At 71.4% G+C, this 22,741-nt stretch carries 23 protein-coding genes and 1 pseudogene; 18 read left to right on the top strand and 6 right to left on the bottom strand.

The features are described 5' to 3' along the window. The first annotated feature begins 173 nt into the window (after positions 1-173). From map to truA, 8 genes are all read left to right on the top strand, one after another. A complete protein-coding gene (gene map / locus ACFXOA_RS06220; RefSeq protein ID WP_385023132.1) occupies positions 174-1,010 on the top strand; it encodes a type I methionyl aminopeptidase in 837 nt (278 codons plus the stop codon). A 183-nt stretch (positions 1,011-1,193) separates the two neighbouring features. Continuing rightward, complete coding sequence (gene infA, locus ACFXOA_RS06215; protein ID WP_003956442.1) at positions 1,194-1,415, top strand: translation initiation factor IF-1; 222 nt, start codon at positions 1,194-1,196, stop codon at positions 1,413-1,415. Between the two features lie 60 nt (positions 1,416-1,475). Further along, positions 1,476-1,589 carry a 50S ribosomal protein L36 gene (gene rpmJ, locus ACFXOA_RS06210; protein ID WP_003956441.1) on the top strand — a complete coding sequence of 38 codons (114 nt, stop codon included), beginning with the start codon at positions 1,476-1,478 and terminating at the stop codon, positions 1,587-1,589. Positions 1,590-1,786: 197 nt separating this feature from the next. Further along, complete coding sequence (rpsM, locus tag ACFXOA_RS06205; RefSeq protein ID WP_018490826.1) at positions 1,787-2,167, top strand: 30S ribosomal protein S13; 381 nt, start codon at positions 1,787-1,789, stop codon at positions 2,165-2,167. 105 nt (positions 2,168-2,272) lie between these two features. After that, a complete protein-coding gene (gene rpsK, locus ACFXOA_RS06200; RefSeq protein WP_003956432.1) occupies positions 2,273-2,677 on the top strand; it encodes a 30S ribosomal protein S11 in 405 nt (134 codons plus the stop codon). Positions 2,678-2,816: 139 nt separating this feature from the next. Continuing rightward, positions 2,817-3,839 (top strand): DNA-directed RNA polymerase subunit alpha, encoded by a 1,023-nt coding sequence (locus tag ACFXOA_RS06195; protein ID WP_003966937.1) that lies wholly within the window; start codon positions 2,817-2,819, stop codon positions 3,837-3,839. Between the two features lie 193 nt (positions 3,840-4,032). After that, positions 4,033-4,536 carry a 50S ribosomal protein L17 gene (gene rplQ, locus ACFXOA_RS06190; protein ID WP_385023130.1) on the top strand — a complete coding sequence of 168 codons (504 nt, stop codon included), beginning with the start codon at positions 4,033-4,035 and terminating at the stop codon, positions 4,534-4,536. A gap of 78 nt (positions 4,537-4,614) precedes the next feature. Further along, the gene (truA, locus tag ACFXOA_RS06185) at positions 4,615-5,469 is read left to right on the top strand and encodes a tRNA pseudouridine(38-40) synthase TruA (RefSeq protein WP_385023128.1); all 855 of its coding nucleotides are present in this window, start codon (positions 4,615-4,617) and stop codon (positions 5,467-5,469) included. Here truA and ACFXOA_RS06180 read toward each other — a convergent pair. Next, complete coding sequence (locus tag ACFXOA_RS06180) at positions 5,438-7,327, bottom strand: hypothetical protein (protein WP_385023126.1); 1,890 nt, start codon at positions 7,325-7,327, stop codon at positions 5,438-5,440. The genes truA and ACFXOA_RS06180 overlap by 32 nt on opposite strands. A 56-nt stretch (positions 7,328-7,383) precedes the next feature. Next, the gene (locus ACFXOA_RS06175) at positions 7,384-8,235 is read right to left on the bottom strand and encodes a hypothetical protein (protein WP_385023124.1); all 852 of its coding nucleotides are present in this window, start codon (positions 8,233-8,235) and stop codon (positions 7,384-7,386) included. 160 nt (positions 8,236-8,395) lie between these two features. Here ACFXOA_RS06175 and ACFXOA_RS06170 point away from each other — a divergent pair, with 160 nt between their 5' ends. The 4 genes from ACFXOA_RS06170 (at position 8,396) to glmM (ending at position 12,838) form a co-directional block, all read left to right on the top strand. After that, a complete protein-coding gene (locus ACFXOA_RS06170; protein WP_385023122.1) occupies positions 8,396-10,015 on the top strand; it encodes an ABC-F family ATP-binding cassette domain-containing protein in 1,620 nt (539 codons plus the stop codon). A gap of 227 nt (positions 10,016-10,242) precedes the next feature. After that, positions 10,243-10,686: a 50S ribosomal protein L13 gene (rplM, locus tag ACFXOA_RS06165; protein WP_385023120.1), complete on the top strand. Its 444-nt coding sequence runs from the start codon at positions 10,243-10,245 to the stop codon at positions 10,684-10,686. A 45-nt stretch (positions 10,687-10,731) separates the two neighbouring features. Further along, positions 10,732-11,259, top strand: a complete 528-nt coding sequence (gene rpsI / locus ACFXOA_RS06160) for a 30S ribosomal protein S9 (RefSeq protein ID WP_362552711.1) — start codon at positions 10,732-10,734, stop codon at positions 11,257-11,259. Positions 11,260-11,479: 220 nt separating this feature from the next. Next, positions 11,480-12,838, top strand: coding sequence for a phosphoglucosamine mutase (glmM, locus tag ACFXOA_RS06155; protein ID WP_385023117.1), 1,359 nt, complete (start codon positions 11,480-11,482; stop codon positions 12,836-12,838). A 30-nt stretch (positions 12,839-12,868) separates the two neighbouring features. Here the strand turns inward: glmM and ACFXOA_RS06150 are convergent. The 4 genes and pseudogenes from ACFXOA_RS06150 to ACFXOA_RS06135 all read right to left on the bottom strand — a co-directional run. Next, positions 12,869-13,240 (bottom strand): annotated as a pseudogene (locus ACFXOA_RS06150) (PH domain-containing protein); the annotation flags it as partial. Between the two features lie 215 nt (positions 13,241-13,455). Continuing rightward, complete coding sequence (locus tag ACFXOA_RS06145; RefSeq protein WP_385023115.1) at positions 13,456-14,418, bottom strand: DUF389 domain-containing protein; 963 nt, start codon at positions 14,416-14,418, stop codon at positions 13,456-13,458. A gap of 44 nt (positions 14,419-14,462) precedes the next feature. Continuing rightward, a complete protein-coding gene (gene coaA / locus ACFXOA_RS06140; RefSeq protein ID WP_385023113.1) occupies positions 14,463-15,455 on the bottom strand; it encodes a type I pantothenate kinase in 993 nt (330 codons plus the stop codon). 89 nt (positions 15,456-15,544) lie between these two features. Then, positions 15,545-16,000: an HIT family protein gene (locus tag ACFXOA_RS06135; RefSeq protein WP_385023111.1), complete on the bottom strand. Its 456-nt coding sequence runs from the start codon at positions 15,998-16,000 to the stop codon at positions 15,545-15,547. A 105-nt stretch (positions 16,001-16,105) separates the two neighbouring features. Here ACFXOA_RS06135 and glmS point away from each other — a divergent pair, with 105 nt between their 5' ends. The 6 genes from glmS (at position 16,106) to ACFXOA_RS06105 (ending at position 22,726) form a co-directional block, all read left to right on the top strand. Next, positions 16,106-17,953, top strand: a complete 1,848-nt coding sequence (gene glmS / locus ACFXOA_RS06130) for a glutamine--fructose-6-phosphate transaminase (isomerizing) (protein ID WP_385023109.1) — start codon at positions 16,106-16,108, stop codon at positions 17,951-17,953. A 12-nt stretch (positions 17,954-17,965) separates the two neighbouring features. Then, the gene (locus ACFXOA_RS06125; protein ID WP_362552781.1) at positions 17,966-18,334 is read left to right on the top strand and encodes a holo-ACP synthase; all 369 of its coding nucleotides are present in this window, start codon (positions 17,966-17,968) and stop codon (positions 18,332-18,334) included. Between the two features lie 4 nt (positions 18,335-18,338). Next, on the top strand, positions 18,339-19,790 hold the full coding sequence (locus ACFXOA_RS06120; protein WP_385023107.1) for an NAD(P)H-hydrate dehydratase: 1,452 nt from the start codon (positions 18,339-18,341) through the stop codon (positions 19,788-19,790). 35 nt (positions 19,791-19,825) lie between these two features. Further along, positions 19,826-20,218: a DUF488 domain-containing protein gene (locus ACFXOA_RS06115; RefSeq protein WP_385023105.1), complete on the top strand. Its 393-nt coding sequence runs from the start codon at positions 19,826-19,828 to the stop codon at positions 20,216-20,218. A 61-nt stretch (positions 20,219-20,279) separates the two neighbouring features. Next, positions 20,280-21,434 (top strand): alanine racemase, encoded by a 1,155-nt coding sequence (gene alr / locus ACFXOA_RS06110; RefSeq protein ID WP_385023103.1) that lies wholly within the window; start codon positions 20,280-20,282, stop codon positions 21,432-21,434. A 62-nt stretch (positions 21,435-21,496) separates the two neighbouring features. Further along, complete coding sequence (locus ACFXOA_RS06105) at positions 21,497-22,726, top strand: alpha/beta fold hydrolase (protein ID WP_385023101.1); 1,230 nt, start codon at positions 21,497-21,499, stop codon at positions 22,724-22,726. The last annotated feature ends 15 nt before the right edge of the window (positions 22,727-22,741 follow it).

Raw genomic sequence — 22,741 nt, 5'->3', positions numbered from 1 at the left:
GCGTGGTGTCCCCGGCCCGCTCGCGAGCACACAAGCCCGGCGCCCGCGCTCCTCACCCCCCCACCCCCCCCCCGCGGGCGCCGCCCCCCGCCCGCGCCCCCCCCCCGACTCTTTGCGCCGTATCGTGGAGTACGGCCCCGACGTCCACCCCGTACGCAGAAAGGCGCCCAGCGATGGTGCAGATCAAGACCCCCGAGCAGATCGCGAAGATGCGCGAGGCGGGCCTCGTGGTCGCCTCCATCCACGCCGCCACCCGTGAGGCCGCCGTCCCCGGCGCCACCACGAAGGACCTCGACGAGGTCGCCCGCAAGGTGATCGCCGACCACGGCGCCAAGTCGAACTTCCTCGGGTACGGCGGATTTCCCGCCACGATCTGCACCTCGGTCAACGAGGTCGTCGTCCACGGCATCCCGGACGAGAAGACCGTCCTGAAGGACGGCGACATCATCTCGATCGACGCCGGCGCGATCGTCGACGGCTGGCACGGCGACGCGGCGTACACCGCCTTCGTCGGGACCGGACACGCCCCGGAGCTGATCGAGCTCTCCCGGGTGACCGAGGAGTCCATGTGGGCCGGGATCGCCGCGATGAAGGTGAACAACCGGCTCGTCGACATCTCCAAGGCGATCGAGTCCTACATCCGCCGCCAGCCCCGCCCCGCCACCGGCAAGTACGGGATCATCGAGGACTACGGCGGGCACGGCATCGGCACCGAGATGCACATGGACCCGCACCTGCTGAACTACGTCTCACGCAAGCGCGGCAAGGGCATCAAGCTGGTCCCCGGTGTCTGCCTGGCCATCGAGCCGATGGTCTCGCTGGGCACCGCGCAGACCGAGGTGCTCGCGGACGAGTGGACGGTGCTGACCACCGACGGCACCTGGTCCTCGCACTGGGAGCACTCGATCGCCCTCACCGAGCAGGGCCCGCTGGTCCTGACCGCGCCGGACTGCGGCCGGGCGCGGCTCGCGCAGTACGGCGTGGAGGCCGCGCCGGACCCGCTGGCCTGATTGCCCCGGGACTGTCCGGCTGATCCGTGTCTAAGGATCAGGGGAAGTGGGCAAACTTGACGGATTCGTCTTTTGGGGTCCGCTGACGTAGACTGACTCGTCGGCTCTCGTGCATCAGTGTGTCCGTATGTCTTCACACCGATGGTGAGAGTCGATCAAGGTAGCCGATTCGAAGGGCGAAGCGTGGCCAAGAAGCAAGGTGCCATCGAAATTGAGGGCACCGTGATCGAGTCCCTCCCGAACGCCATGTTCAAGGTGGAGCTCCAGAACGGTCACAAAGTCCTCGCGCACATCAGCGGCAAGATGCGTATGCACTACATCCGCATCCTCCCGGATGACCGGGTCGTCGTGGAGCTTTCCCCGTACGACCTGACGCGTGGCCGGATCGTCTACCGCTACAAGTAGATCTTGCCGCCATCCCGCTTCGGCGTGGTGAGGGCACTGACCCGGAGAACCTGACATCCCATGAAGGTCAAGCCGAGCGTCAAGAAGATCTGCGACAAGTGCAAGGTGATCCGCCGTCACGGCCGGGTCATGGTCATCTGCGACAACCTGCGCCACAAGCAGCGCCAGGGCTGACGCACGACCACCTGCATCTCGCAGCTCTTCGCGCGACGCACGTAAACGTACATACGCAGTGCCCGTCCAAGCTTCGGCTGACGACACCTCCGGCGGGGGCCGGGGACCCGGGCGTACCACCTCTTCCCACGCGGGCGGGGTCGGCGACCGGGAGTGGCACTGCGGAAGACCCCCGAAATAACAACTGGAGCCATTGAATGGCACGCGTTTCAGGTGTTGACATCCCGCGCGAAAAGCGCGTGGAGGTTGCCCTCACCTACGTCTTCGGCATCGGGCGTACCCGGTCCAAGGAGATCCTCGCCACCACCGGCGTGAACCCCAACACCCGCGTTCGCGACCTGGCCGAAGAGGACCTGGTCAAGATCCGCGAGTACGTGGACGCCAACCTCCGCACCGAGGGTGACCTTCGCCGCGAGATCCAGGCCGACATCCGCCGCAAGGTCGAGATCGGCTGCTACCAGGGCATCCGCCACCGTCGTGGCCTGCCCGTCCACGGTCAGCGCACCAGCACGAACGCGCGTACCCGCAAGGGCCCGCGTCGCGCCATCGCCGGTAAGAAGAAGCCGGGCAAGAAGTAGTCCTCAGCGGACGCACTGCGGGTGTCCGGGCCACCGGACGTTCGCGGAAACCAGCGGTCTTCGCTGTAGGACCGATCACCTCCCCTCTCCATCTGGAGTCAAGACATGCCCCCCAAGGGTCGTCAGGGCGCAGCCAAGAAGGTGCGTCGCAAGGAAAAGAAGAACGTCGCTCACGGCCACGCGCACATCAAGAGCACGTTCAACAACACGATCGTCTCGATCACGGACCCCTCGGGCAACGTGATCTCCTGGGCCTCCGCCGGCCACGTCGGCTTCAAGGGCTCGCGCAAGTCCACCCCCTTCGCCGCGCAGATGGCCGCCGAGTCGGCCGCCCGCCGCGCGCAGGAGCACGGCATGCGCAAGGTCGACGTCTTCGTCAAGGGTCCCGGCTCCGGCCGTGAGACCGCGATCCGCTCCCTCCAGGCCACGGGCCTCGAGGTCGGTTCGATCCAGGACGTCACCCCGACGCCGCACAACGGCTGCCGTCCGCCGAAGCGTCGCCGCGTCTGATCCGTCACGGCCGGTGACGGCCGTGCGTCAGTAGCGTTCGGGTCCGGGCGGTACGCCTCATACGGGGCGTACCGCCCGTACCCTTGTTGCATCTGTCGGGCATCAAATAGTGGGTGCCCACGACTGAAGGACTCTCCCCATGCTTATCGCTCAGCGTCCGTCGCTGACCGAAGAGGTCGTCGACGAATTCCGCTCCCGGTTCGTGATCGAGCCGCTGGAGCCGGGCTTCGGTTACACCCTCGGCAACTCCCTGCGTCGCACGCTCCTCTCCTCGATCCCCGGTGCCGCTGTCACCAGCATCCGGATCGACGGTGTCCTGCACGAGTTCACCACCGTGCCGGGCGTCAAGGAGGACGTGACCGACCTCATCCTCAACATCAAGCAGCTGGTCGTCTCCTCGGAGCACGACGAGCCCGTCGTGATGTACCTGCGCAAGCAGGGCCCCGGCCTGGTCACCGCCGCCGACATCGCGCCGCCGGCCGGTGTCGAGGTGCACAACCCGGACCTCGTCCTCGCCACGCTCAACGGCAAGGGCAAGCTGGAGATGGAGCTGACCGTCGAGCGCGGCCGCGGCTACGTCTCCGCCGTCCAGAACAAGCAGGTGGGCCAGGAGATCGGCCGTATCCCGGTCGACTCCATCTACTCGCCGGTGCTCAAGGTCACGTACAAGGTCGAGGCGACCCGTGTCGAGCAGCGCACCGACTTCGACAAGCTGATCGTCGACGTCGAGACCAAGCAGGCCATGCGTCCCCGTGACGCCATGGCGTCGGCCGGTAAGACCCTGGTCGAGCTGTTCGGTCTGGCGCGCGAGCTCAACATCGACGCCGAGGGCATCGACATGGGCCCGTCCCCGACGGACGCCGCGCTCGCCGCCGATCTGGCGCTGCCGATCGAGGAGCTCGAGCTCACGGTCCGTTCGTACAACTGCCTCAAGCGCGAGGGCATCCACTCGGTGGGCGAGCTCGTGGCCCGCTCCGAGGCGGACCTGCTCGACATCCGCAACTTCGGTGCCAAGTCGATCGACGAGGTCAAGGCGAAGCTGGCCGGTATGGGCCTCGCGCTGAAGGACTCGCCTCCCGGCTTCGACCCGACCGCCGCCGCCGACGCCTTCGGCGCCGACGACGACGCGGACGCCGGTTTCGTGGAGACCGAGCAGTACTGAGCCGCCTCCCGGCTGGGGGTGCCCGGATGTGAGGGTGCCCCCGTGCCGGGGCTGAGGCTTTGTCCTCAAGCGCCGGACGGGCTGTTTTCGGCCGCTGTCCGGCTGACGCACGAAGACTTCCGTGGGGCGGCCGCCTCACGGGAACTGACACCGGTACCTGATACGGCCGGTGCAGCACACAAGGAGAAACACCATGCCGAAGCCCGCGAAGGGCGCCCGTCTGGGCGGCAGCGCTGCGCACGAGAAGCTTCTTCTCATCAACCTCGCGAAGTCGCTGTTCGAGCACGGCCGCATCACCACGACCGAGGCCAAGGCCCGTCGCCTGCGTCCGGTCGCCGAGCGCTTCATCACCAAGGCGAAGAAGGGCGACATCCACAACCGTCGCCTGGTGCTGCAGTCGATCACGGACAAGAGCATCGTGCACACGCTCTTCACCGAGATCGCCCCGCGGTACGAGAACCGCCCCGGTGGTTACACCCGCATCACCAAGATCGGCAACCGTCGTGGCGACAACGCCCCGATGGCCGTCATCGAGCTGGTCGAGGCGCTGACCGTGGCCCAGCAGGCCACCGGTGAGGCCGAGGCCGCCACGAAGCGCGCCGTCAAGGAAGACGCCCTCAAGAAGGACGAGGCTCCGGCCGAGACCGTCGAGGACGCCAAGCCGGCCGACGCCGCTGAGGAGTCCAAGGACGCCTGAGCGTTCTGAGACCCAGGTACGGGCCCGCACCTCCCTTCGGGGCGGTGCGGGCCCGTTCTGTTCTGAGAGGATCTTCGGGTGAGTGACGAGGCAGAGCCCGGCTTTGTACGGGTACGGCTGGACCTGTCCTACGACGGCAAGGACTTCTCCGGCTGGGCGAAGCAGACCAGCAGGCGCACGGTGCAGGGTGAGATCGAGGACGCGCTGCGTACCGTGACGCGCTCGGCGGTGACGTACGACCTGACGGTCGCGGGCCGCACCGACGCCGGGGTGCACGCGCGGGGGCAGGTGGCGCACGTCGACCTGCCGGCCGAGGTGTGGGCCGAGCACGAGGAGAAGCTGCTGCGGCGGATGGCGGGACGGCTGCCGCTGGACGTCCGTGTCTGGCGGGCCGCCGAGGCCCCGGCCGGGTTCAACGCGCGGTTCTCCGCGCTGTGGCGGCGGTACGCGTACCGGGTGGGGGATCGGCCGGGCGGGGTCGACCCGCTGACCAGGGGACATGTGCTCTGGCACGATCGGCCGCTCGACCTGGACGCGATGAACGAGGCCGCCGCGCTGATGGTGGGGGAGCACGACTTCGCGGCGTACTGCAAGAAGCGCGAGGGCGCGACGACCATCCGTACGCTGCAGAAGCTGCACTGGGTGCGGGACCCGGAGTCCGGTGTGCTCACCGCCACCGTGCAGGCGGACGCCTTCTGCCACAACATGGTGCGGGCGCTGATCGGCGCCGCACTGTTCGTCGGGGACGGGCGGAGGCCCGCCGGGTGGCCGGCCGAGGTCCTGGCCGCGAAGGTGCGCGATCCCGCGGTGCACGTGGTGCGGCCGCACGGGCTGACGCTGGAGGAAGTGGCCTATCCGGCTGACGAACTGCTCGCGGCCCGTGCCGCGGAGGCCCGTAACATCAGGACGCTGCCGGGGGCGGGCTGCTGCTGAGCGCCCTGCGGCGCCGGGCGCGCAGGAGCTTGGCGGCGAGGTACACGGCGACCGCGCTGGACACGGTGGAGCGGAACCAGCCGATGTCGGGGGTCCACCAGGCGTAGACCGCGGCCGCTGTGAAGAGCAGCAGCGCCAGGGTGCGTGTGACCCACCAGCGGACCGGCCGGGGGGCGTCCTCGGCGGGCCGGTCGGGGTGGACGCCGTCCTTGGCGGTCATGGTGTCCCGCATCCCCGCGAGGAAGCCCCGCCGGGCCAGTACCCGGGCGCCGGGGAGGTCCGTGAGGATCTCCCGCTGCCCGCCGTAACCTTCGGGCAGCGGGGGAAGGCCGAGGGCGGCGACGAGTTCGCCCTGGTGGCGGGCGGGGTCGCCGGTGGCCCGCAGGATGTGTGCCAGCGGACGGGGATCGGGCAGCCCGTAGACACGGGCGAGGGCGGTCGCGGCCTCCACGGCCTCGGCGTGGTCGGTGGCGGGGGCGGCGGTCTCCCAGGCGTGGTCCGCGACCTTCCGGCCGCGGTGCAGCAGCGTGAAGCTGCTGCGCTCGGGGGTGCGGTGCAGGACAAGCGCGGGCCAGTCCTCGGCGGTGGTGAAGTTGTCCGCCGCCGAGGTGAGCGGGTCCTCGGGGAGCAGGGCCGCGCGCTTGCCGCGTACCGGGTCCGGGACGATCTCGACGTAGGTGTGGTGCCGGCCTGCCGGGGCCGTACGGAGGCTGTACCCGCAGATCAGGGCGGCCTGGGCCACCTCGGTCGGCCCGGTGGAGGCGATGGCGAGCGAACGCGGGGACAGTTCCCGTTCCCAGTCCGGCGACCCGGTGTCCGGGGTCCTCGGCGACGGGCGGAAGAAGGGGATCCGCATCGCCAGCTCGATCCGGGTGTCCGAGCGTGCCTCCAGGAACTCCTCGCGGGCGTCCCCGAAGTAGGTCCAGGGGAAGGTGGTGGCGTGCACCCCGGCGGCACGGAAGGCGTCCAGCGCCTCCTCGTAGCGGTTCAGGGACCACAGGACCAGGGCCAGGTGGTTGCGGAAGCCGGCTGCCTCCCGGTCTCCCGGCGCGTAGCTGTCCGAGAGGGCCTGGGCGCGGGCCACGGCGGCGTCCGCGCGCGGTCCGTACGGGTCGTGGTCCGGCGTCTCCTCGTCGGCGATGAGGTATTCGACGACGGCCTGGAGGGGCAGGGCGTGGAGCCGTGACCCGGGCGGGGCGTGCTCCGCCGCCCGCTCGGCGAAGTCGAACATCTCCTCGTGGGATCCGTACCACTTGGCGCAGAGGTACTGGAGGGCCTGGACGTGGCAGCCCTCGTGGTGCGGATCGCGGGCGTCCGCCTCGGCGAGATAGGTGTCGAAGACCTCGCGGGGGGCCTGGATGCCCCGGGCCTGTGTCAGCGCGATGCGCCACGGGACGGGGTCGTCGGGGTTGAGCTCGGCAGCGGCCGAGATCACCGGCACGGCGTCGCGCAGCACCGCGTGGAAGGCCCGGAACTGGTCGGCTTCCACATGCCGGGCCCGGGCCGCCGTGCGGATCTGCCACGCCTGGTGGATGTACTGGTCGGCCTTGACCAGCACGGCGTCCGGGTCCTCCGGGTCCTCCTCCAGCCATGCCTCCAGCCAGCCGGGGTGGTGCAGGGATGCCCGGGCGAGGCGGGAGACGCAGGCGTCACGGCGTTCCCACTGGGCGTGCGCGCGGGTGGCGGCGAGCAGCTCGGCGGCCGGGGCGTGGTCCCCGGCCGTGGCGGCGGCCAGGGCGAGGCGCAGCGAGGGGTCCGGTGCGTCGAGGACCACGGCGTCGTCCGGGGGCAGGTCCGCGCCTATGGCATCGCTGTGGCGCAGGACGCGCGGGATGGTGAAGAGGGCGGTCAGACGCACGGCGGCGGTTCCTCGGTCGAGGGGAGGGACGGGGCTGGTGCGTGGGGGAGCGGGTCTCAGGAGGTGGGGAGCCCCGCGGCGGCGGACGCCTGTACCTCGCCGCGGTGGCGGATCTGGCGGAAGGTGAACTCGGTCAGGTCGTCGCCGACCGCGTACACGTCCTTGGAGCTCGTGGTGACGTTCTTCCCGCCGGTGTAGCCGCTCACGGTGAAGTAGGCGTAACGGCCGTAGGAATTGGCGGTGCGGCGGCAGACCGCGCCGGCCCGGCAGAAGGTGGGGACGCCGGATCCGCTGAGGGAGGCGAGACCGCCGGAGGCCTGCTGGGCGGCCTTCCTGGCCTCCGACTCGGTGCCGAAGACGGCGAGGCCGACGGTGAGGGCGATGCCGCCCTTGCTGTACGTGGCGCGGATCACCTGGTCGCAGCCGTTGCCGTCGAGGATCCCGCCGAGGGCGCCCTGTGTCGCCGTGGCGCAGTTCGTGGTGCGGGCGGTGGCGCCCTTGGCGTAGACGCGGTCGCCCATGGTGAGCTTCCTGCCGGGGAAGAACGCGTCGACCGTGACCGGTGCCGTGTCCTTCCTCTCGTCGGCTATGTAGTCCTTCGGGTCCGGCGGGGGCGGTGGCGCCACCGAGGAGAAGGACGGGCCGGGCGCCGAGGTCTCGGCGGGCAGATCGGCGGGGGTGGGCAGCTCGCTCGCGTTCTTGCCCGAGCCGGAGGCGCCGCCGCTTCCGCTGGTGATGACGGCCGTGGCCACGACGGCGGCGACGGCGGCGGTGGCCAGTGCCCCGCCCCCGATCATCAGCCACTTCCTGCGCCTGCTCCGCGCGGCGGACGCCTCGGCGAGCGCCGCCCAGTCCGGAGTCCCGCTGTCTCCCGGCCCCCAGGAGGGCCCCCCTTGCCCAAAGCTCATGCGGCGCATCCTAGAGCCTGTCCGGCGGATCCTGTCGCGCGCTCGGGAAGCGCGTGGGCAGCGCGCGGGCCACCACGCTGCGAACTGATCCGCCGGACAGGCCCTGGGCCGACCGTAAAGCGGTTGGGCCGACGGTTCTCGTGCCGTGACAATGACTCGCATGGGACATCTCGAAGCGGGCCACCTGGAGTACTACCTACCGGACGGGCGGGTGCTGCTCGGCGATGCCTCGTTCCGGGTGGCCGACGGCGCCGTCGTCGCCCTGGTGGGCGCGAACGGGGCGGGAAAGACGACGCTCCTGAAGCTGCTCTCCGGGGAGCTCCAGCCGCACGGCGGCTCGGTCTCGGTGAGCGGCGGACTCGGGGTGATGTCGCAGTTCGTGGGTTCCGTCCGGGACGAGCGCACCGTCCGTGACCTGCTGGTCTCCGTGGCGCAGCCCCGCATCAGGGAGGCGGCGAAGGCCGTCGACGCGGCCGAGGAGCGCATCCTCACCGTGGACGACGAGGCCGCGCAGATGGCGTACGCGCAGGCGCTCAGCGACTGGGCGGAGGCGCGGGGCTACGAGGCCGAGACGCTGTGGGACATCTGCACCATGGCCGCGCTCGGCGTCCCGTACGAGAAGGCGCAGTGGCGCGAGGTGCGCACCCTCAGCGGCGGTGAGCAGAAGCGGCTGGTGCTGGAGGCGCTGCTCAGGGGACCCGACGAGGTGCTGCTCCTGGACGAGCCGGACAACTATCTGGACGTCCCCGGCAAGCGGTGGCTGGAGGAGAGACTCAGGGAGACCCGCAAGACGGTGCTCTTCGTCTCCCACGACCGGGAGCTGCTCTCGCGGGCCGCCGAGAAGATCGTCAGTGTGGAGCCGAGCCCGGCCGGCTCGGACGTCTGGGTGCACGGCGGCGGCTTCGGCACGTACCACGAGGCCCGCAAGGAGCGCTTCGCCCGCTTCGAGGAACTGCTGCGCCGCTGGGAGGAGGAGCACGCCCGGCTGAAGGCGCTCGTCCTGCGGATGCGGCAGCAGGCGGCGAACAGCCCCGACATGGCGAACCGCTACCACGCGATGCAGACCCGCTTCAAGAAGTTCGAGGAGGCGGGGCCCCCGCCGGAGCCGCCCCGTGAGCAGGACATCAGGATGCGGCTGCGCGGCGGGCGGACCGGGGTGCGGGCGGTGACCTGCACCGGCCTGGAGCTGACCGGTCTGATGAAGCCGTTCGACCTGGAGATCTACTACGGGGAGCGGGTCGCGGTGCTCGGCTCCAACGGCTCGGGGAAGTCGCACTTCCTGCGGCTGCTGGCCGGGGAACCGGTGGCGCACACCGGGGAGTGGAAGCTCGGGGCCCGGGTCGTGCCCGGCCACTTCGCGCAGACCCACGCCCACCCGGAGCTGCTCGGCAAGACCCTGGTCGAGATCCTGTGGACGGAGCACGCCAAGGACCGGGGCGGGGCCATGGGTGTGCTGCGCCGCTACGAGCTGGAGCGCCAGGGCGACCAGGCCTTCGAGCGGCTGTCCGGAGGGCAGCAGGCGCGCTTCCAGATCCTGCTCCTGGAGCTGGCCGGCACCACAGCGCTGCTGCTGGACGAGCCGACGGACAACCTCGACCTGGAGTCGGCCGAGGCCCTGCAGGACGGGCTGGAGGCGTACGACGGCACGGTCATGGCGGTCACGCACGACCGCTGGTTCGCGAAGTCCTTCGACCGGTACCTGGTCTTCGGGTCGGACGGGGTGGTGCGGGAGACCAAGGAGCCGGTCTGGGACGAGCGCAGGGTCCAGCGGGAACGGTAGGGACGGCGCGTTTTGACCCGTCCCCACAGGGGCGGGTACTGTCGGGGGTTGTTATACGTACCGGCTCGGTCGTTCTCACGCGATGAGCCCGTACGTAGGTTCTCTGGAGCAGTTACCAGTGGCTCGCATACGGGCATCGTCCCCGGCAGTGTGAGCCCCAGCTGCATGATCGCTTCAGGGGTGCCATGTGTCTGGACCTCATCCACTGAAGAAGCGAAGGCTACGAAGTGCGTACGTACAGCCCCAAGCCCGGCGATGTCACTCGCCAGTGGCACATCATCGACGCCGAGGACATCGTTCTCGGCCGTCTGGCCACCACGGCTGCCAACCTCCTCCGCGGCAAGCACAAGGCGACCTACGCCCCCCACATGGACATGGGCGACTTCGTCATCATCATCAACGCCGAGAAGGTTCACCTCTCCGGTAACAAGAAGACCCAGAAGATGGCGTACCGCCACTCGGGCTTCCCGGGCGGTCTCCGTTCGGTGCGTTACGACGAGCTTCTCGCGAAGAACCCCGAGAAGGCTGTCGAGAAGGCCATCAAGGGCATGATCCCCAAGAACACCCTGGGTCGTCAGATGCTCTCGAAGCTGAAGGTCTACGCGGGCGACCAGCACCCGCACGCTGCGCAGCAGCCTGTCCCGTTCGAGATCACCCAGGTCGCGCAGTAGTTCCGGCCTCCCCCCTAAGACGTAAAGAAAGATCTGAGGAGAATCGTGGCCGAGACCACTGCAGAGACGCCCGTCGAGGGCACCGACGGCGAAGAGACCTACGCCGAGGTGACCACCTTCGAGTCGGAGGTCCCCGTCGAGGGTGAGTACACCTCCGAGTCGCTCGCGGGCCGCTTCGGCGACCCGCAGCCCGCGGCCGGCCTTGGCCGTCGCAAGAACGCCATCGCCCGCGTCCGGATCGTCCCGGGCACCGGCAAGTGGAAGATCAACGGTCGCACCCTTGAGGACTACTTCCCCAACAAGGTGCACCAGCAGGAAGTCAACGAGCCCTTCAAGGTGCTCGAGCTCGACGGCCGCTACGACGTCATCGCCCGCATCTCGGGTGGCGGCGTCTCGGGTCAGGCCGGCGCCCTGCGCCTCGGTGTGGCCCGCGCGCTGAACGAGGCCGACGTGGACAACAACCGCGCCACGCTGAAGAAGGCCGGCTTCCTCTCCCGCGACGACCGTGCGGTCGAGCGCAAGAAGGCCGGTCTCAAGAAGGCCCGCAAGGCCCCGCAGTACAGCAAGCGCTAAACCGCCTGCTCGTCTGCTTTACACGTTCGCCCCGGCGGCACGCATTGTGCTGCCGGGGCGTTCGTTTATCAGTCCTTGCGGGCGTATAACGGCTTAAGACGTTTACACGTTCATAGGACTGACGGCCTCAGGTGCGTCCACTTTTGCCGCGCCTCGCCGCGCTTTGCCCTATTTTGTTTACTTTGGTTTTGCGGTTTCGGAGCATCTTCGGAGGACACCAGTGGGACGACTCTTCGGCACGGACGGCGTACGCGGTGTCGCCAACGCGGATCTGACGGCCGAGCTCGCGCTCGGTCTCTCGGTCGCGGCGGCGCACGTACTGGCCGAGGCGGGCACCTTCGAGGGGCACCGGCCGACCGCCGTGGTGGGCCGTGACCCACGCGCGTCCGGAGAGTTCCTGGAGGCCGCGGTGGTGGCCGGCCTGGCCAGCTCAGGGGTGGACGTGCTGCGCGTCGGCGTGCTGCCGACGCCCGCGGTGGCGTATCTGACCGGAGCGCTCGGCGCCGACATCGGTGTCATGCTCTCCGCCAGTCACAACGCGATGCCGGACAACGGCATCAAGTTCTTCGCCCGCGGCGGGCACAAGCTCGCCGACGAGCTCGAGGACCGCATCGAGACCGTCTACGAGCAGCACCGCACGGGTGAGCCCTGGTCCCGGCCGACCGGCGCCGGCGTGGGCCGCGTCACCGACTACGCGGAGGGCTTCGACCGGTACGTCGCCCACCTCATCGGTGTCCTCCCGAACCGGCTCGACGGCCTGAAGATCGTCCTCGACGAGGCGCACGGCGCCGCCGCCCGTGTCTCTCCCGAGGCGTTCGCCCGGGCCGGTGCCGAGGTCGTCACCATCGGCGCGGAGCCGGACGGCCTGAACATCAACGACGGATGCGGCTCCACCCATCTCGCGCTGCTCAAGGCGGCCGTCGTCGAGCACGGCGCCGACCTCGGCATCGCCCACGACGGCGACGCGGACCGCTGCCTGGCCGTGGACGCGTCCGGCGAGGAGGTCGACGGGGACCAGATCCTGGCCGTGCTCGCCCTCGCCATGCGTGAGGCCGGGCAGCTGCGCAAGGACACAGTCGTCGGCACCGTCATGTCGAACCTCGGCTTCAAGCAGGCGATGGAGCGGGAGGGCATCCAGCTCGTCCAGACCGCCGTCGGCGACCGCTACGTCCTGGAGTCGATGAAGGCCGAGGGCTTCGCGCTGGGCGGCGAGCAGTCCGGCCACGTCATCGTCCTGGACCACGCCACCACGGGGGACGGCACGCTCACCGGGCTGATGCTGGCCGCCCGGGTCGCCGCGACCGGCCGTTCGCTCGCCGAACTCGCCGGTGTGATGCAGCGCCTCCCGCAGGTCCTCATCAACGTGCCGGACGTCGACAAGTCCCGCGTGGAGACCTCGCCCGAGCTGGCCACCGCGGTGGCCGTCGCGGAGCGCGAGCTGGGCGACACCGGACGCGTGCTCCTGCGGAAGTCCGGCACCGAGCCGCTGGTGCGGGTCATGGTCGAGGCGGCCGATCTGGAGCAGGCACGCGCCGTGGCCGGACAGCTGGCCGACGTCGTCAAGTCCGCGCTGGGCTGACCCGGCATCGGCTGTGCCGCGGGCCCGGCCTCATGGCCGGGCCCGCGGTGCTTCCTCGGCCCGGGGTGCGAGACCCAGTTCGGCGGTGAGGCGGGCCAGTACGGCCGGAGCGGCGGCCAGGCGCACCGGCACACCCGCGTCGTCGAGTTCGGCGATGTGCCACCCCACGGGAACGGTGTCGCCGTCACCGCCCCGGGGACGCCGTACGGCGGTGAGGGTGAGCCGCTCCACCGGTATCCGGTGCGCCGCGAAGCGGCCCGGACCGCTGTGGGGGACCACGGCGGGCGGGCCGCCACCGAGGACGATGTGGGTGCCGAAGCCATGCGGGTTGTAGTCCGTGTCGTCGAGGAAGCGGGCGGTCACGAACTCCTCCTCGTCCTCGGCCCGTGCCCGTGCGCTGCCGGTTCCGCCACCCGCCCGACAGCCGGTACCGCCCCGCCTGCCCCGAGCAGAGCCAGCGAGTGCAGGGCGCGAGTGCGTCCGGTTCGGCAAATCACCTGGTGGGCTTCGGTCATGCGCCGGATCGTGCCACCGGCCGAGCGGCAGCCACCAGTGCCGGGTCCGGCAGCGATGCCCTGCCGCACGCTGCCGGACCCGCGCGGCGGGCCGGGGCGGCGTCAGCCGGAAGCGCCCGCCTTCACCCGGCGGACGGGGGCGGAGGCGCGCGTGAGGTTCCACAGTGCCTTCTGGATCAGCAGCGTCACGGTGCCCGCCAGGACGATGCCGCCCAGGTTGGCCAGCAGCTGCACGGACGACCCCCAGGCCTGGTCCAGGTCCTGGTAGCTGAAGGCGACGGCCGCGTTGGCCGCGGCGGGCACCGTGGTCACGGAGATGGCGACGCCGATCAGCGCCCCCGATTTCGCCGAGGTCAGCGACAGTGTCCCCGCGATACCGGCCAGCAGGGCCACCACGAACGACATCCAGTCCGGGTGCCAGATGAAACCGGTCTGCGGCCGCGGAGCGGTGATCATGTCCTCGTTGAACAGGTCCAGCGCGTCCATCAGCCAGGCGAACCCGGCGGTGAGCACCATCGCCGCGAGGAACCCGGCGATCAGCGCCCACAGCGACCTGGCCACCAGCCGGGGCGCGCGCTGCACCAGCGCCGTCGAGATGCCGGCGAGCGGACCGAACTCCGGACCCACCGCCATCGCCCCCACGATCAGGACCGCGTTGTCCAGCATCACGCCGCAGGCGGCGAGCATCGTGGCGACGGCGAGGAACGTCACGTAGGTGGCGCTGAACGTCGACTCCTCGTGGGTGACCTCGCTCAGTTCCTCCCAGAGCACGGCGTCCATGCCCTCACCCGGCGCCTCCCGCTCCGCCTCGTCGGCACGCCTGGATAGGGTGAGGTCCATGTTCTCGACCGTGATCGAACCGCAGTCGTCGATGCCCAGTTTCCGCAGGCCGCCGATGAGTTCGTCGCCCGCCTCACGTGCCACGTCGCACAGGACGACGTCCCCGGCGGGATTGCGTGCCGCCCCCGAGAGCACCGCGACATGGGCCGTTCCCACCGTCGCCTCGATCAACTCCAGCACCTCGTCGGTGCGTTCTGCGGGCACGATGAGGCGCAGATGCAGCACGGTGCACCCTTTCCTGGATCAGCGGAGCAGCGTGGGACAGCGGATCAGAGCTTGCGCAGGGAGAGGCGCTGGACCTTGTGGTCCGGCCCCTTGCGCAGCACGAGCGTCGCACGGCTGCGCGTCGGTGCGACATTCTCCAGCAGATTGGGCCTGTTGATGGTCCGCCACATGGTGCGCGCGTAGTCCAGCGCCTCCCCCTCGGAGACCTGGGTGTACTTGCGGAAGTACGAGAACGGGTTCTGGAACGCCGTCTCGCGCAGCCTCCGGAAGCGGTGGAGGTACCACTGCTCGATGTCCTTCTCCTTCGCGTCCACGTACACGCTGAAGTCGAAGTAGTCGGCGAGGCCCACCCTGGTGCGGCCGTCCTTGCCGGGCAGCGCGGGCTGGAGCACGTTGAGGCCCTCGACGATGAGGATGTCGGGACGCCGCACGGTCAGCCGCTCACCCGGCACGATGTCGTAGATCAGGTGGGAGTAGACCGGGGCGGTGACCTCGTCCTTGCCGGCCTTGATGTCGGCGACGAAGCGGGTCAGCGCCCGCCTGTCGTACGACTCGGGGAAGCCCTTGCGCGACATCAGCCCGCGCGACTCCAGCTCCTTCATCGGGAGGAGGAAGCCGTCCGTCGTCACCAGCTCGACGCGGGGGTGCTCCGGCCAGCGCGCGAGCAGTGCCTGCAGGATGCGGGCGGTGGTGGACTTCCCGACGGCGACGCTTCCCGCGACTCCTATGACGAAGGGGGTGCCCCGCTGCTCACCGTGACCGTTGCCGGCGTCGCCCAGGAAGGTGTTCAGCGCGCCCCGCAGGCCCGATGTGGCCTGGACGTAGAGGTTCAGCAGCCGCGAGAGCGGCAGATAGACGTCCCGGACCTCGTCGAGGTCGATGACGTCACCGAGCCCTCTCAGTCTCTCGACCTCCTCGGCGCTCAGTGGGAGCGGCGTCTTGTCACGCAGGGCGCTCCACTCGGCCCGGGTCAGGTCGACGTAGGGCGTCGGCGCGTGCTCGGTGCGGCGGGTGCTCCGTGCGGGTGAGGTGATCACGTGTTCATTGTCGCGGGACTTCCGGCGGAGTGGGGGGTGGGGTGGGTCACGTGGGTGCGGGTCATCCGGCCGGGGAGGTGCTGCCCGGACTACCCGCCGCCGAGTTCCGCTCCGAGCGCCCGCGCGATGTCGTCCGCCCGCCCCTCGGTCACCTGCTGCTCCGCCGGGCGCCGCAGCAGGCCGAAGACGCCGGGCCCCCGGTACTCCGCCGGCAGGTCCGCGGCGCGTGGCACGACGTGGAAGTGCACATGAGCGAAGCCCTCGGCCTCGGCGAACTGGACGACGTACGTCTTCTCGCAGCCCGTCACCGCGCGCAGCGCCCTGCTGAGCCGGACCTGCCACGCCCCCAGCCCGGCCGCCTCCGCGTCGGTGAGCTCGTGCACCGCGGTGATGTGCCGCCGCGGCAGCAGCACCAGCCACCCGGGCAGTGAGGTCCCGGTCGCGTGGGCCACCCGCCAGTACCGGTCGTACGCGACGCGCTCGCGCGGCGGCAGCGCGTCGAACTCCGCTTCCATGGCGCACGTGTGGCAGTCCGGTGCTGTCATGGCGCGCAGCGTAGCCCCGGCCGACGGGTCCGCCCGGGCCCACCGGGGACACCGCGCGGCGCACCCCTGCTGTCCCCCGCCCCTTCCCGGCCTTATGGTGCCGATATGTGCGGAATCGTGGGTTACGTCGGAGCGCAGTCGGCGCAGGATGTCGTCGTCGCGGGGCTGAAGCGGCTGGAGTACCGGGGGTACGACTCCGCGGGGGTCGCCGTCCTCGCGGACGGGGGGCTGGCCGCCGCGAAGAAGGCGGGGAAGCTCGTCAACCTGGAGAAGGAACTCAAGGACCGGCCGCTGCCCTCCGGGAACACCGGTGTCGGGCACACCCGTTGGGCCACGCACGGGGGGCCCACCGACGCCAACGCCCACCCGCACCTCGACAACGCGGGCCGGGTCGCCGTCGTGCACAACGGGATCATCGAGAACTTCGCCGCGCTGCGCGAGGAGCTGGCCGGACGCGGGCACGACCTGGCCTCCGAGACCGACACCGAGGTCGTCGCCCACCTGCTCGCCGAGGCCTACTCGTCCGGTGGGGATCTCGCCGAGGCCATGCGGCAGGTGTGCCGGCAGCTGGAAGGCGCGTTCACCCTGGTGGCCGTGCACGCGGACGAGCCGGACGTGGTGGTCGGGGCCCGGCGGAACTCACCGCTCGTCGTCGGTGTGGGGGACGGCGAGATGTTCCTCGCCTCCGACGTCGCCGCCTTCATCGCGCACACCCGCGATGCCATCGAACTCGGCCAGGACCAGGTCGTCGAGCTGCGCCGTGACGGGGCCACCGTCACCGGGTTCGACGGCTTCCCCGCCCCCACACGCGACTACCACGTCGACTGGGACGCCTCGGCCGCCGAGAAGGGCGGCTACGCCTCCTTCATGCTCAAGGAGATCGCCGACCAGCCCAAGGCCGTGGCCGACACCCTCCTCGGCCGGGTCGACGGCTCCGGCACCCTCCACCTGGACGAGGTGCGCATCGCGCCGGGGGTGCTCCGGGAGGTCGACAAGGTCGTGATCGTCGCCTGCGGGACCGCCTTCCACGCCGGGATGATCGCCAAGTACGCCATCGAGCACTGGACCCGGCTGCCCTGCGAGACCGAGCTGGCCAGCGAGTTCCGCTACCGCGACCCGATCCTCGACCAGCGCACCCTGGTCGTCGCGATCTCGCAGTCCGGCGAGACGATGGACACCCTGATGGCGGTGCGGCACGCCCGTGAGCAGGGGGCGAAGGTCCTCGCCATCTGCAACACCAACGGCTCGACCATCCCGCGGGAGTCCGACGCCGTGCTCTACACGCACGCCGGCCCCGAGGTCGCCGTCGCCTCCACCAAGGCGTTCCTGACGCAGCTCGTCGCCTGCTACCTCGTCGCCCTGTACCTGGGGCAGGTACGCGGCACCAAGTGGGGGGACGAGATCCGTACCGTCGTGCGCCAGCTCACCGAGATGTCCGGGGCCGTGGAACGCGTCCTCGGCACGATGGAGCCGGTACGCGAGCTGGCCCGCTCGCTCTCCGGACACGACACGGTCCTCTTCGTCGGACGGCACGTCGGCTACCCGGTGGCCATGGAGGGAGCGCTGAAGCTCAAGGAGCTCGCCTACATGCACGCCGAGGGCTTCGCCGCGGGAGAGCTCAAGCACGGGCCGATCGCCCTGATCGACGAAGGGCTCCCGGTGGTGGTGATCGTGCCGTCCCCGCGCGGGCGTTCGGTCCTGCACGACAAGATCGTGTCGAACATCCAGGAGATCCGGGCCCGTGGCGCGCGTACCGTCGTCATCGCGGAGGAGGGCGACGAGGAGGTCGTGCCGTACGCCGACCACCTCATCCGGATCCCCGCTACGCCTACGCTGCTTCAGCCGCTGGTCGCCACGGTGCCGTTGCAGGTGTTCGCCTGCGAGCTGGCGACGGCCCGGGGCAACGAGGTGGACCAGCCGCGCAACCTGGCGAAGTCCGTGACAGTCGAGTGAGTGAGTGAGCGCGTGATCATTGGGGTCGGGATCGATGTGGCGGAGATCGAACGCTTCGGCGCCGCGCTGGGGCGCACACCCCAGCTGGCCGAACGGCTCTTCCTCGACCGGGAGCTGACGCTGCCGGGCGGGGAGCGGAGGGGGATCGCCTCGCTCGCGGCCAGGTTCGCGGCCAAGGAGGCCCTGGCCAAGGCGCTCGGCGCCCCCGCCGGGCTGCTCTGGACCGACGCCGAGGTGTGCGTCGAGGAGAGCGGGAGGCCCCGGCTGGAGGTCCGGGGGACCGTCGCCGCCCGGGCCGCGGAGCTCGGCGTACGCAGCTGGCACGTCTCCCTCAGCCATGACGCGGGGGTGGCGTCGGCCGTGGTGATCGCCGAGGGTTGAGAGCATGCGACACGCCTACAGCGTCGAGACGGTACGGGCCGCCGAGAAGGCCCTCATGGCACGGCTCCCGGAAGGGGCGCTCATGCAGCGCGCCGCCGCCGGGCTCGCGGTGGCCTGCGGTGACCTGCTCCGGCGCGACGGGCGGGTGTACGGCGCACGGGTGCTGCTCCTCGTCGGCAGCGGGGACAACGGCGGGGACACCCTCTACGCCGGAGCCCGGCTGGCCCGGCGCGGAGCGGGCGTACGAGCCGTCCTGACCTCCCCCGGCAAGGTCCACGGCCCCGCGCTCGCGGCGCTGCTCGCCGCGGGCGGGCAGGTCCTGGACGGACCGGACCTCGGCCCCTTCGGCCCCGTCGACCTCGTCGTCGACGGCATCACCGGCATCGGTGGACGGGGCGGTCTGCGACCCGGAGCAGCGGAACTGGTGGACGCCGTCACCCGGGGGCACGCCCCGGTCGTCGCGGTCGACCTGCCGAGCGGGGTCGAGGCGGACACCGGGCAGGTGCTCGGACCGGCCGTACGCGCCGACGCCACCGTCACCTTCGGCACGTACAAGCCCGGGCTGCTCATCGATCCGGCGGCCGGGCACGCCGGGGCGCTCCGACTCGTCGACATCGGCCTGGCGGCCACCCTGCCCGAACGGCCCGACCTGGAGGCACTGCAGTACGCCGACGTCGCCGCCCTGCTGCCCGAACCCGCCGCCGAGAGCGACAAGTACCGCCGCGGGGTGGTGGGTGTGGCCGCCGGCTCGGAGCGGTACCCGGGGGCCGCCGTACTCGCCGTCGCGGGGGCGCTGCGCGGCGGAGCCGGAGCCGTGCGCTACGCCGGACCGGGCGCCGCCGCGGTGATCGCCCGCTTCCCGGAGACCCTGGTGCACCCCGGGCCGCCCTCGGAGGCCGGACGGGTGCAGGCCTGGGTGGTGGGCCCCGGGCTCGGCGACTCGGCGGCCGCGGCCGCCGCGGTGGCCGACGTGCTGGCGACGGACGTCCCGGTGCTGGTGGACGCCGACGGGCTGCGGCTGATGGACGCCGAAGCCGTGCGCGGACGGGCCGCCGCCACCGTCCTCACCCCGCACGCCGGTGAGGCCGCCGCGCTGCTCGGGGTGGCCCGCGACGAGGTCGAGGCCGGGCGGCTCGCCGCCGTGCGCGAACTTGCCGCACGCTACCGCGCCACCGTGCTGCTGAAGGGCTCGACGACGCTCGTCGCGGAGGCCGGGGACACGCCCGTGCGGGTCAATCCGACCGGCACGCCGTGGCTCGCCACCGCGGGCAGCGGCGACGTGCTGTCGGGGCTGACCGGCTCTCTGCTGGCCGCCGGACTCGCCCCGCGTGACGCGGCGTCGGTGGGCGCCCACCTGCACGGGCTCGCCGCGCGCCGGGCCTCCGCGGGGGCGCCGGTCGCCGCGTCGGACGTGGCAGACGCGCTGCCCGCGGCGTGGCGGGACGTACGGGCCTGATCCACGCTGGAGGGGACCGGTACGGGAGGTCCGACATGAGCGGTGGCAGCGGGAGCAGGATCCGGGTGCGCAGGGTGTACGACCCTCCGGAGGAGGACGACGGCACCCGGGTGCTGGTCGACAGGCTCTGGCCGCGCGGCATCTCCAAGGAGGACGCCGCCGTCGGCCTCTGGGCCAAGGACGCCACTCCGTCGAAGGAACTGCGCACCTGGTACCACGAGGACCGCACCGGCGGCCGGTACGACGCCTTCGTCGACCGCTACCGCACCGAGCTGGGCGATCCCGACCACGTGGAGGCGGTCCAGACACTGCTCGCGCTGCTCCGAGAGGGGGGCGCCGTCACCCTCGTCACGGCGGTGAAGGACGTCCCGGCCAGCCATGTCCCGGTCCTGGTCGAGCATCTGGAACACGCCCTGGACCACCGCTGACCGCCTCACCGGGCACCGAGGATCGAGGGCACGGGCGTACGGCTCTGAGAGACTGGGCGCGATGAACGAGACAGCGACCCTGAGAGCCCGTGCCGAGATCGACCTCGCCGCGTTGCGCGCCAATGTGCGCGCCCTGCGTGCGCGGGCGTCCGGGGCGCAGCTCATGGCCGTGGTGAAGTCCGACGCCTACGGGCACGGCGCGGTGCCCTGCGCCCGTGCCGCTCAGGAGGCCGGCGCGTCCTGGCTGGGCACCGCCACGCCGCAGGAGGCGCTCGCGCTGCGGGCGGCGGGCATCGGGGGCCGGCTGATGTGCTGGCTGTGGACGCCCGGCGGCCCCTGGCGGGAGGCGGTCGAGGCCGACATCGATGTCTCGGTGAGCGGGATGTGGGCCCTCGACGAGGTCGTCGCCGCGGCCACGGCGGCCGGGATCCCGGCCCGGGTCCAGCTCAAGGCCGACACCGGGCTCGGGCGCAACGGGTGCCAGCCCGCCGACTGGCCGGCGCTCGTCGGCGCGGCCCGGGCGGCGGAGGAGGCGGGCGTCCTGCGCGTCACCGGGCTCTGGTCGCACTTCGCCTGCGCCGACGAGCCGGGGCACCCCTCGATCGCAGCCCAGCTGAACGTCTTCCGCGACATGGTGGCGTACGCCGAGAAGGAGGGCGTGCGCCCCGAGGTGCGGCACATCGCGAACTCGCCGGCGACCCTCACGGTGCCCGAGTCGCACTTCGACCTCGTGCGCACCGGCATCGCCATGTACGGCATCTCGCCCGCCCCGGAGCTGGGCACCCCGGCCGACTTCGGGCTGCGTCCCGTCATGACGCTCGCCGCCTCGGTCGCCCTGGTCAAGCAGGTGCCCCCGGGGCACGGCATCAGCTACGGCCACCACTACACGACCTCCGCCGAGACGACGCTCGCGCTGGTGCCCGTCGGATACGCCGACGGGGTGCCGCGCCACGCCTCGGGCCGGGGCCCCGTCCTCGTGGGCGGCAAGGTCCGTACGGTCGCGGGCAGGGTCGCCATGGACCAGTTCGTCGTCGACCTCGGGGGCGAGTCCCTGGAGGCCGGTGCGGAGGCGGTGCTCTTCGGGCCGGGCGACCGGGGCGAGCCGAGCGCCGAGGACTGGGCGGTGGCGGCGGACACGATCGCCTACGAGATCGTCACCCGCATCGGGGCACGCGTCCCCCGCGTCCACCTCCACGAGGACGCCGGCCGGGACTGAGCCCGTACCCGCGAGATCATGGCCCGACGACGACGAGAACGACGACGAAGGAGCGCGGCACGGTGAGCGAGACCAGCGCGGAGGACGTGGTGGCGACGGCGGCCGTCGCGGCGGCCGGCTGGCGCCGGGCGGGCGTGGCCGGGGCGGCGATAGGCGTCATCGCGGCGGGAGCGGCCGCCGGGGTCGCCGTCGAGAGGCTCACCGTCGGCCGCGGCATGCGGAAGAAGGCCCGGCTCGCGCTGGACGCCTCGGGCCCGTACGGCTCCCTGCGGGGGACGCCGGGGCGCGCGGTCGCGGACGACGGCACCGAGCTGTACTACGAGGTCGACGAGATCGAGCCGGAGGCGGTCACAGGCGGCCGTGCGGGCAAGGGCTCCGGGACGGCGGACCGGGCAGGTTCCGGTTCCCGGCGGCGGCGGCTCTTCGGCAGCAAGGACCCCGCGCCCCTGACCGTGGTCTTCAGCCACGGGTACTGCCTGGGCCAGGACTCCTGGCACTTCCAGCGGGCCGCCCTGCGCGGGCTGGTCCGTACCGTCCACTGGGACCAGCGCAGCCACGGCCGCTCCGAGCGGGGCCGCGCGCAGGCCGCGGGCGAGCCGCTGGGAATCGACCAGCTCGGGCGCGACCTCAGGGCGGTCATCGACGCGGCGGCCCCCGAGGGCCCGCTGGTGCTCGTGGGCCACTCCATGGGCGGCATGACGATCATGGCGCTGGCCGACCGCCACCCCGAGCTGATCCGTGACAGGGTTGCCGCGGTCGCCTTCGTCGGTACGTCGAGCGGGAAACTCGGCGAGGTGAACTTCGGACTCCCGGTGGCCGGCGTGAACGCGGTGCGGCGGGTGCTGCCGGGGGTGCTGAAGGCGCTCGGCTCGCAGACGGAGCTCGTGGAGCGCGGACGGCGGGCGACCGCCGACCTGTTCGCCGGGCTGATCAAGCGGTACTCGTTCGGGTCGAGGGACGTGGACCCGGCGGTCGCGCGGTTCGCCGAGCGGCTGATCGAGTCGACCCCCATCGACGTGGTCGCCGAGTTCTACCCGGCGTTCACCGAGCACGACAAGAGCGGGGCGCTGCCCGCCTTCGGCGGCGTCCCGGTGCTGATCCTGGCCGGCGACAAGGACCTCGTGACACCCAGCTCCCACAGCGAGGCCATCGCGGACCAGCTCCCGGACGCCGAACTGGTCATCGTGCCGGACGCCGGCCACCTGGTGATGCTGGAGCACCCGGAGACGGTCACCGACCGGCTCGCGGACCTCCTCGTGCGGATAGGAGCCGTTCCGGCCGGGACGCGCTGATCCTCTAACGTTGGT

The organism is Streptomyces sp. NPDC059166 (genome assembly GCF_042755185.1).
GTDB lineage: Bacteria > Actinomycetota > Actinomycetes > Streptomycetales > Streptomycetaceae > Streptomyces.
Note: the sequence above shows the minus strand (reverse complement) of the source record. Positions and strands in the feature narration are given on the sequence as shown.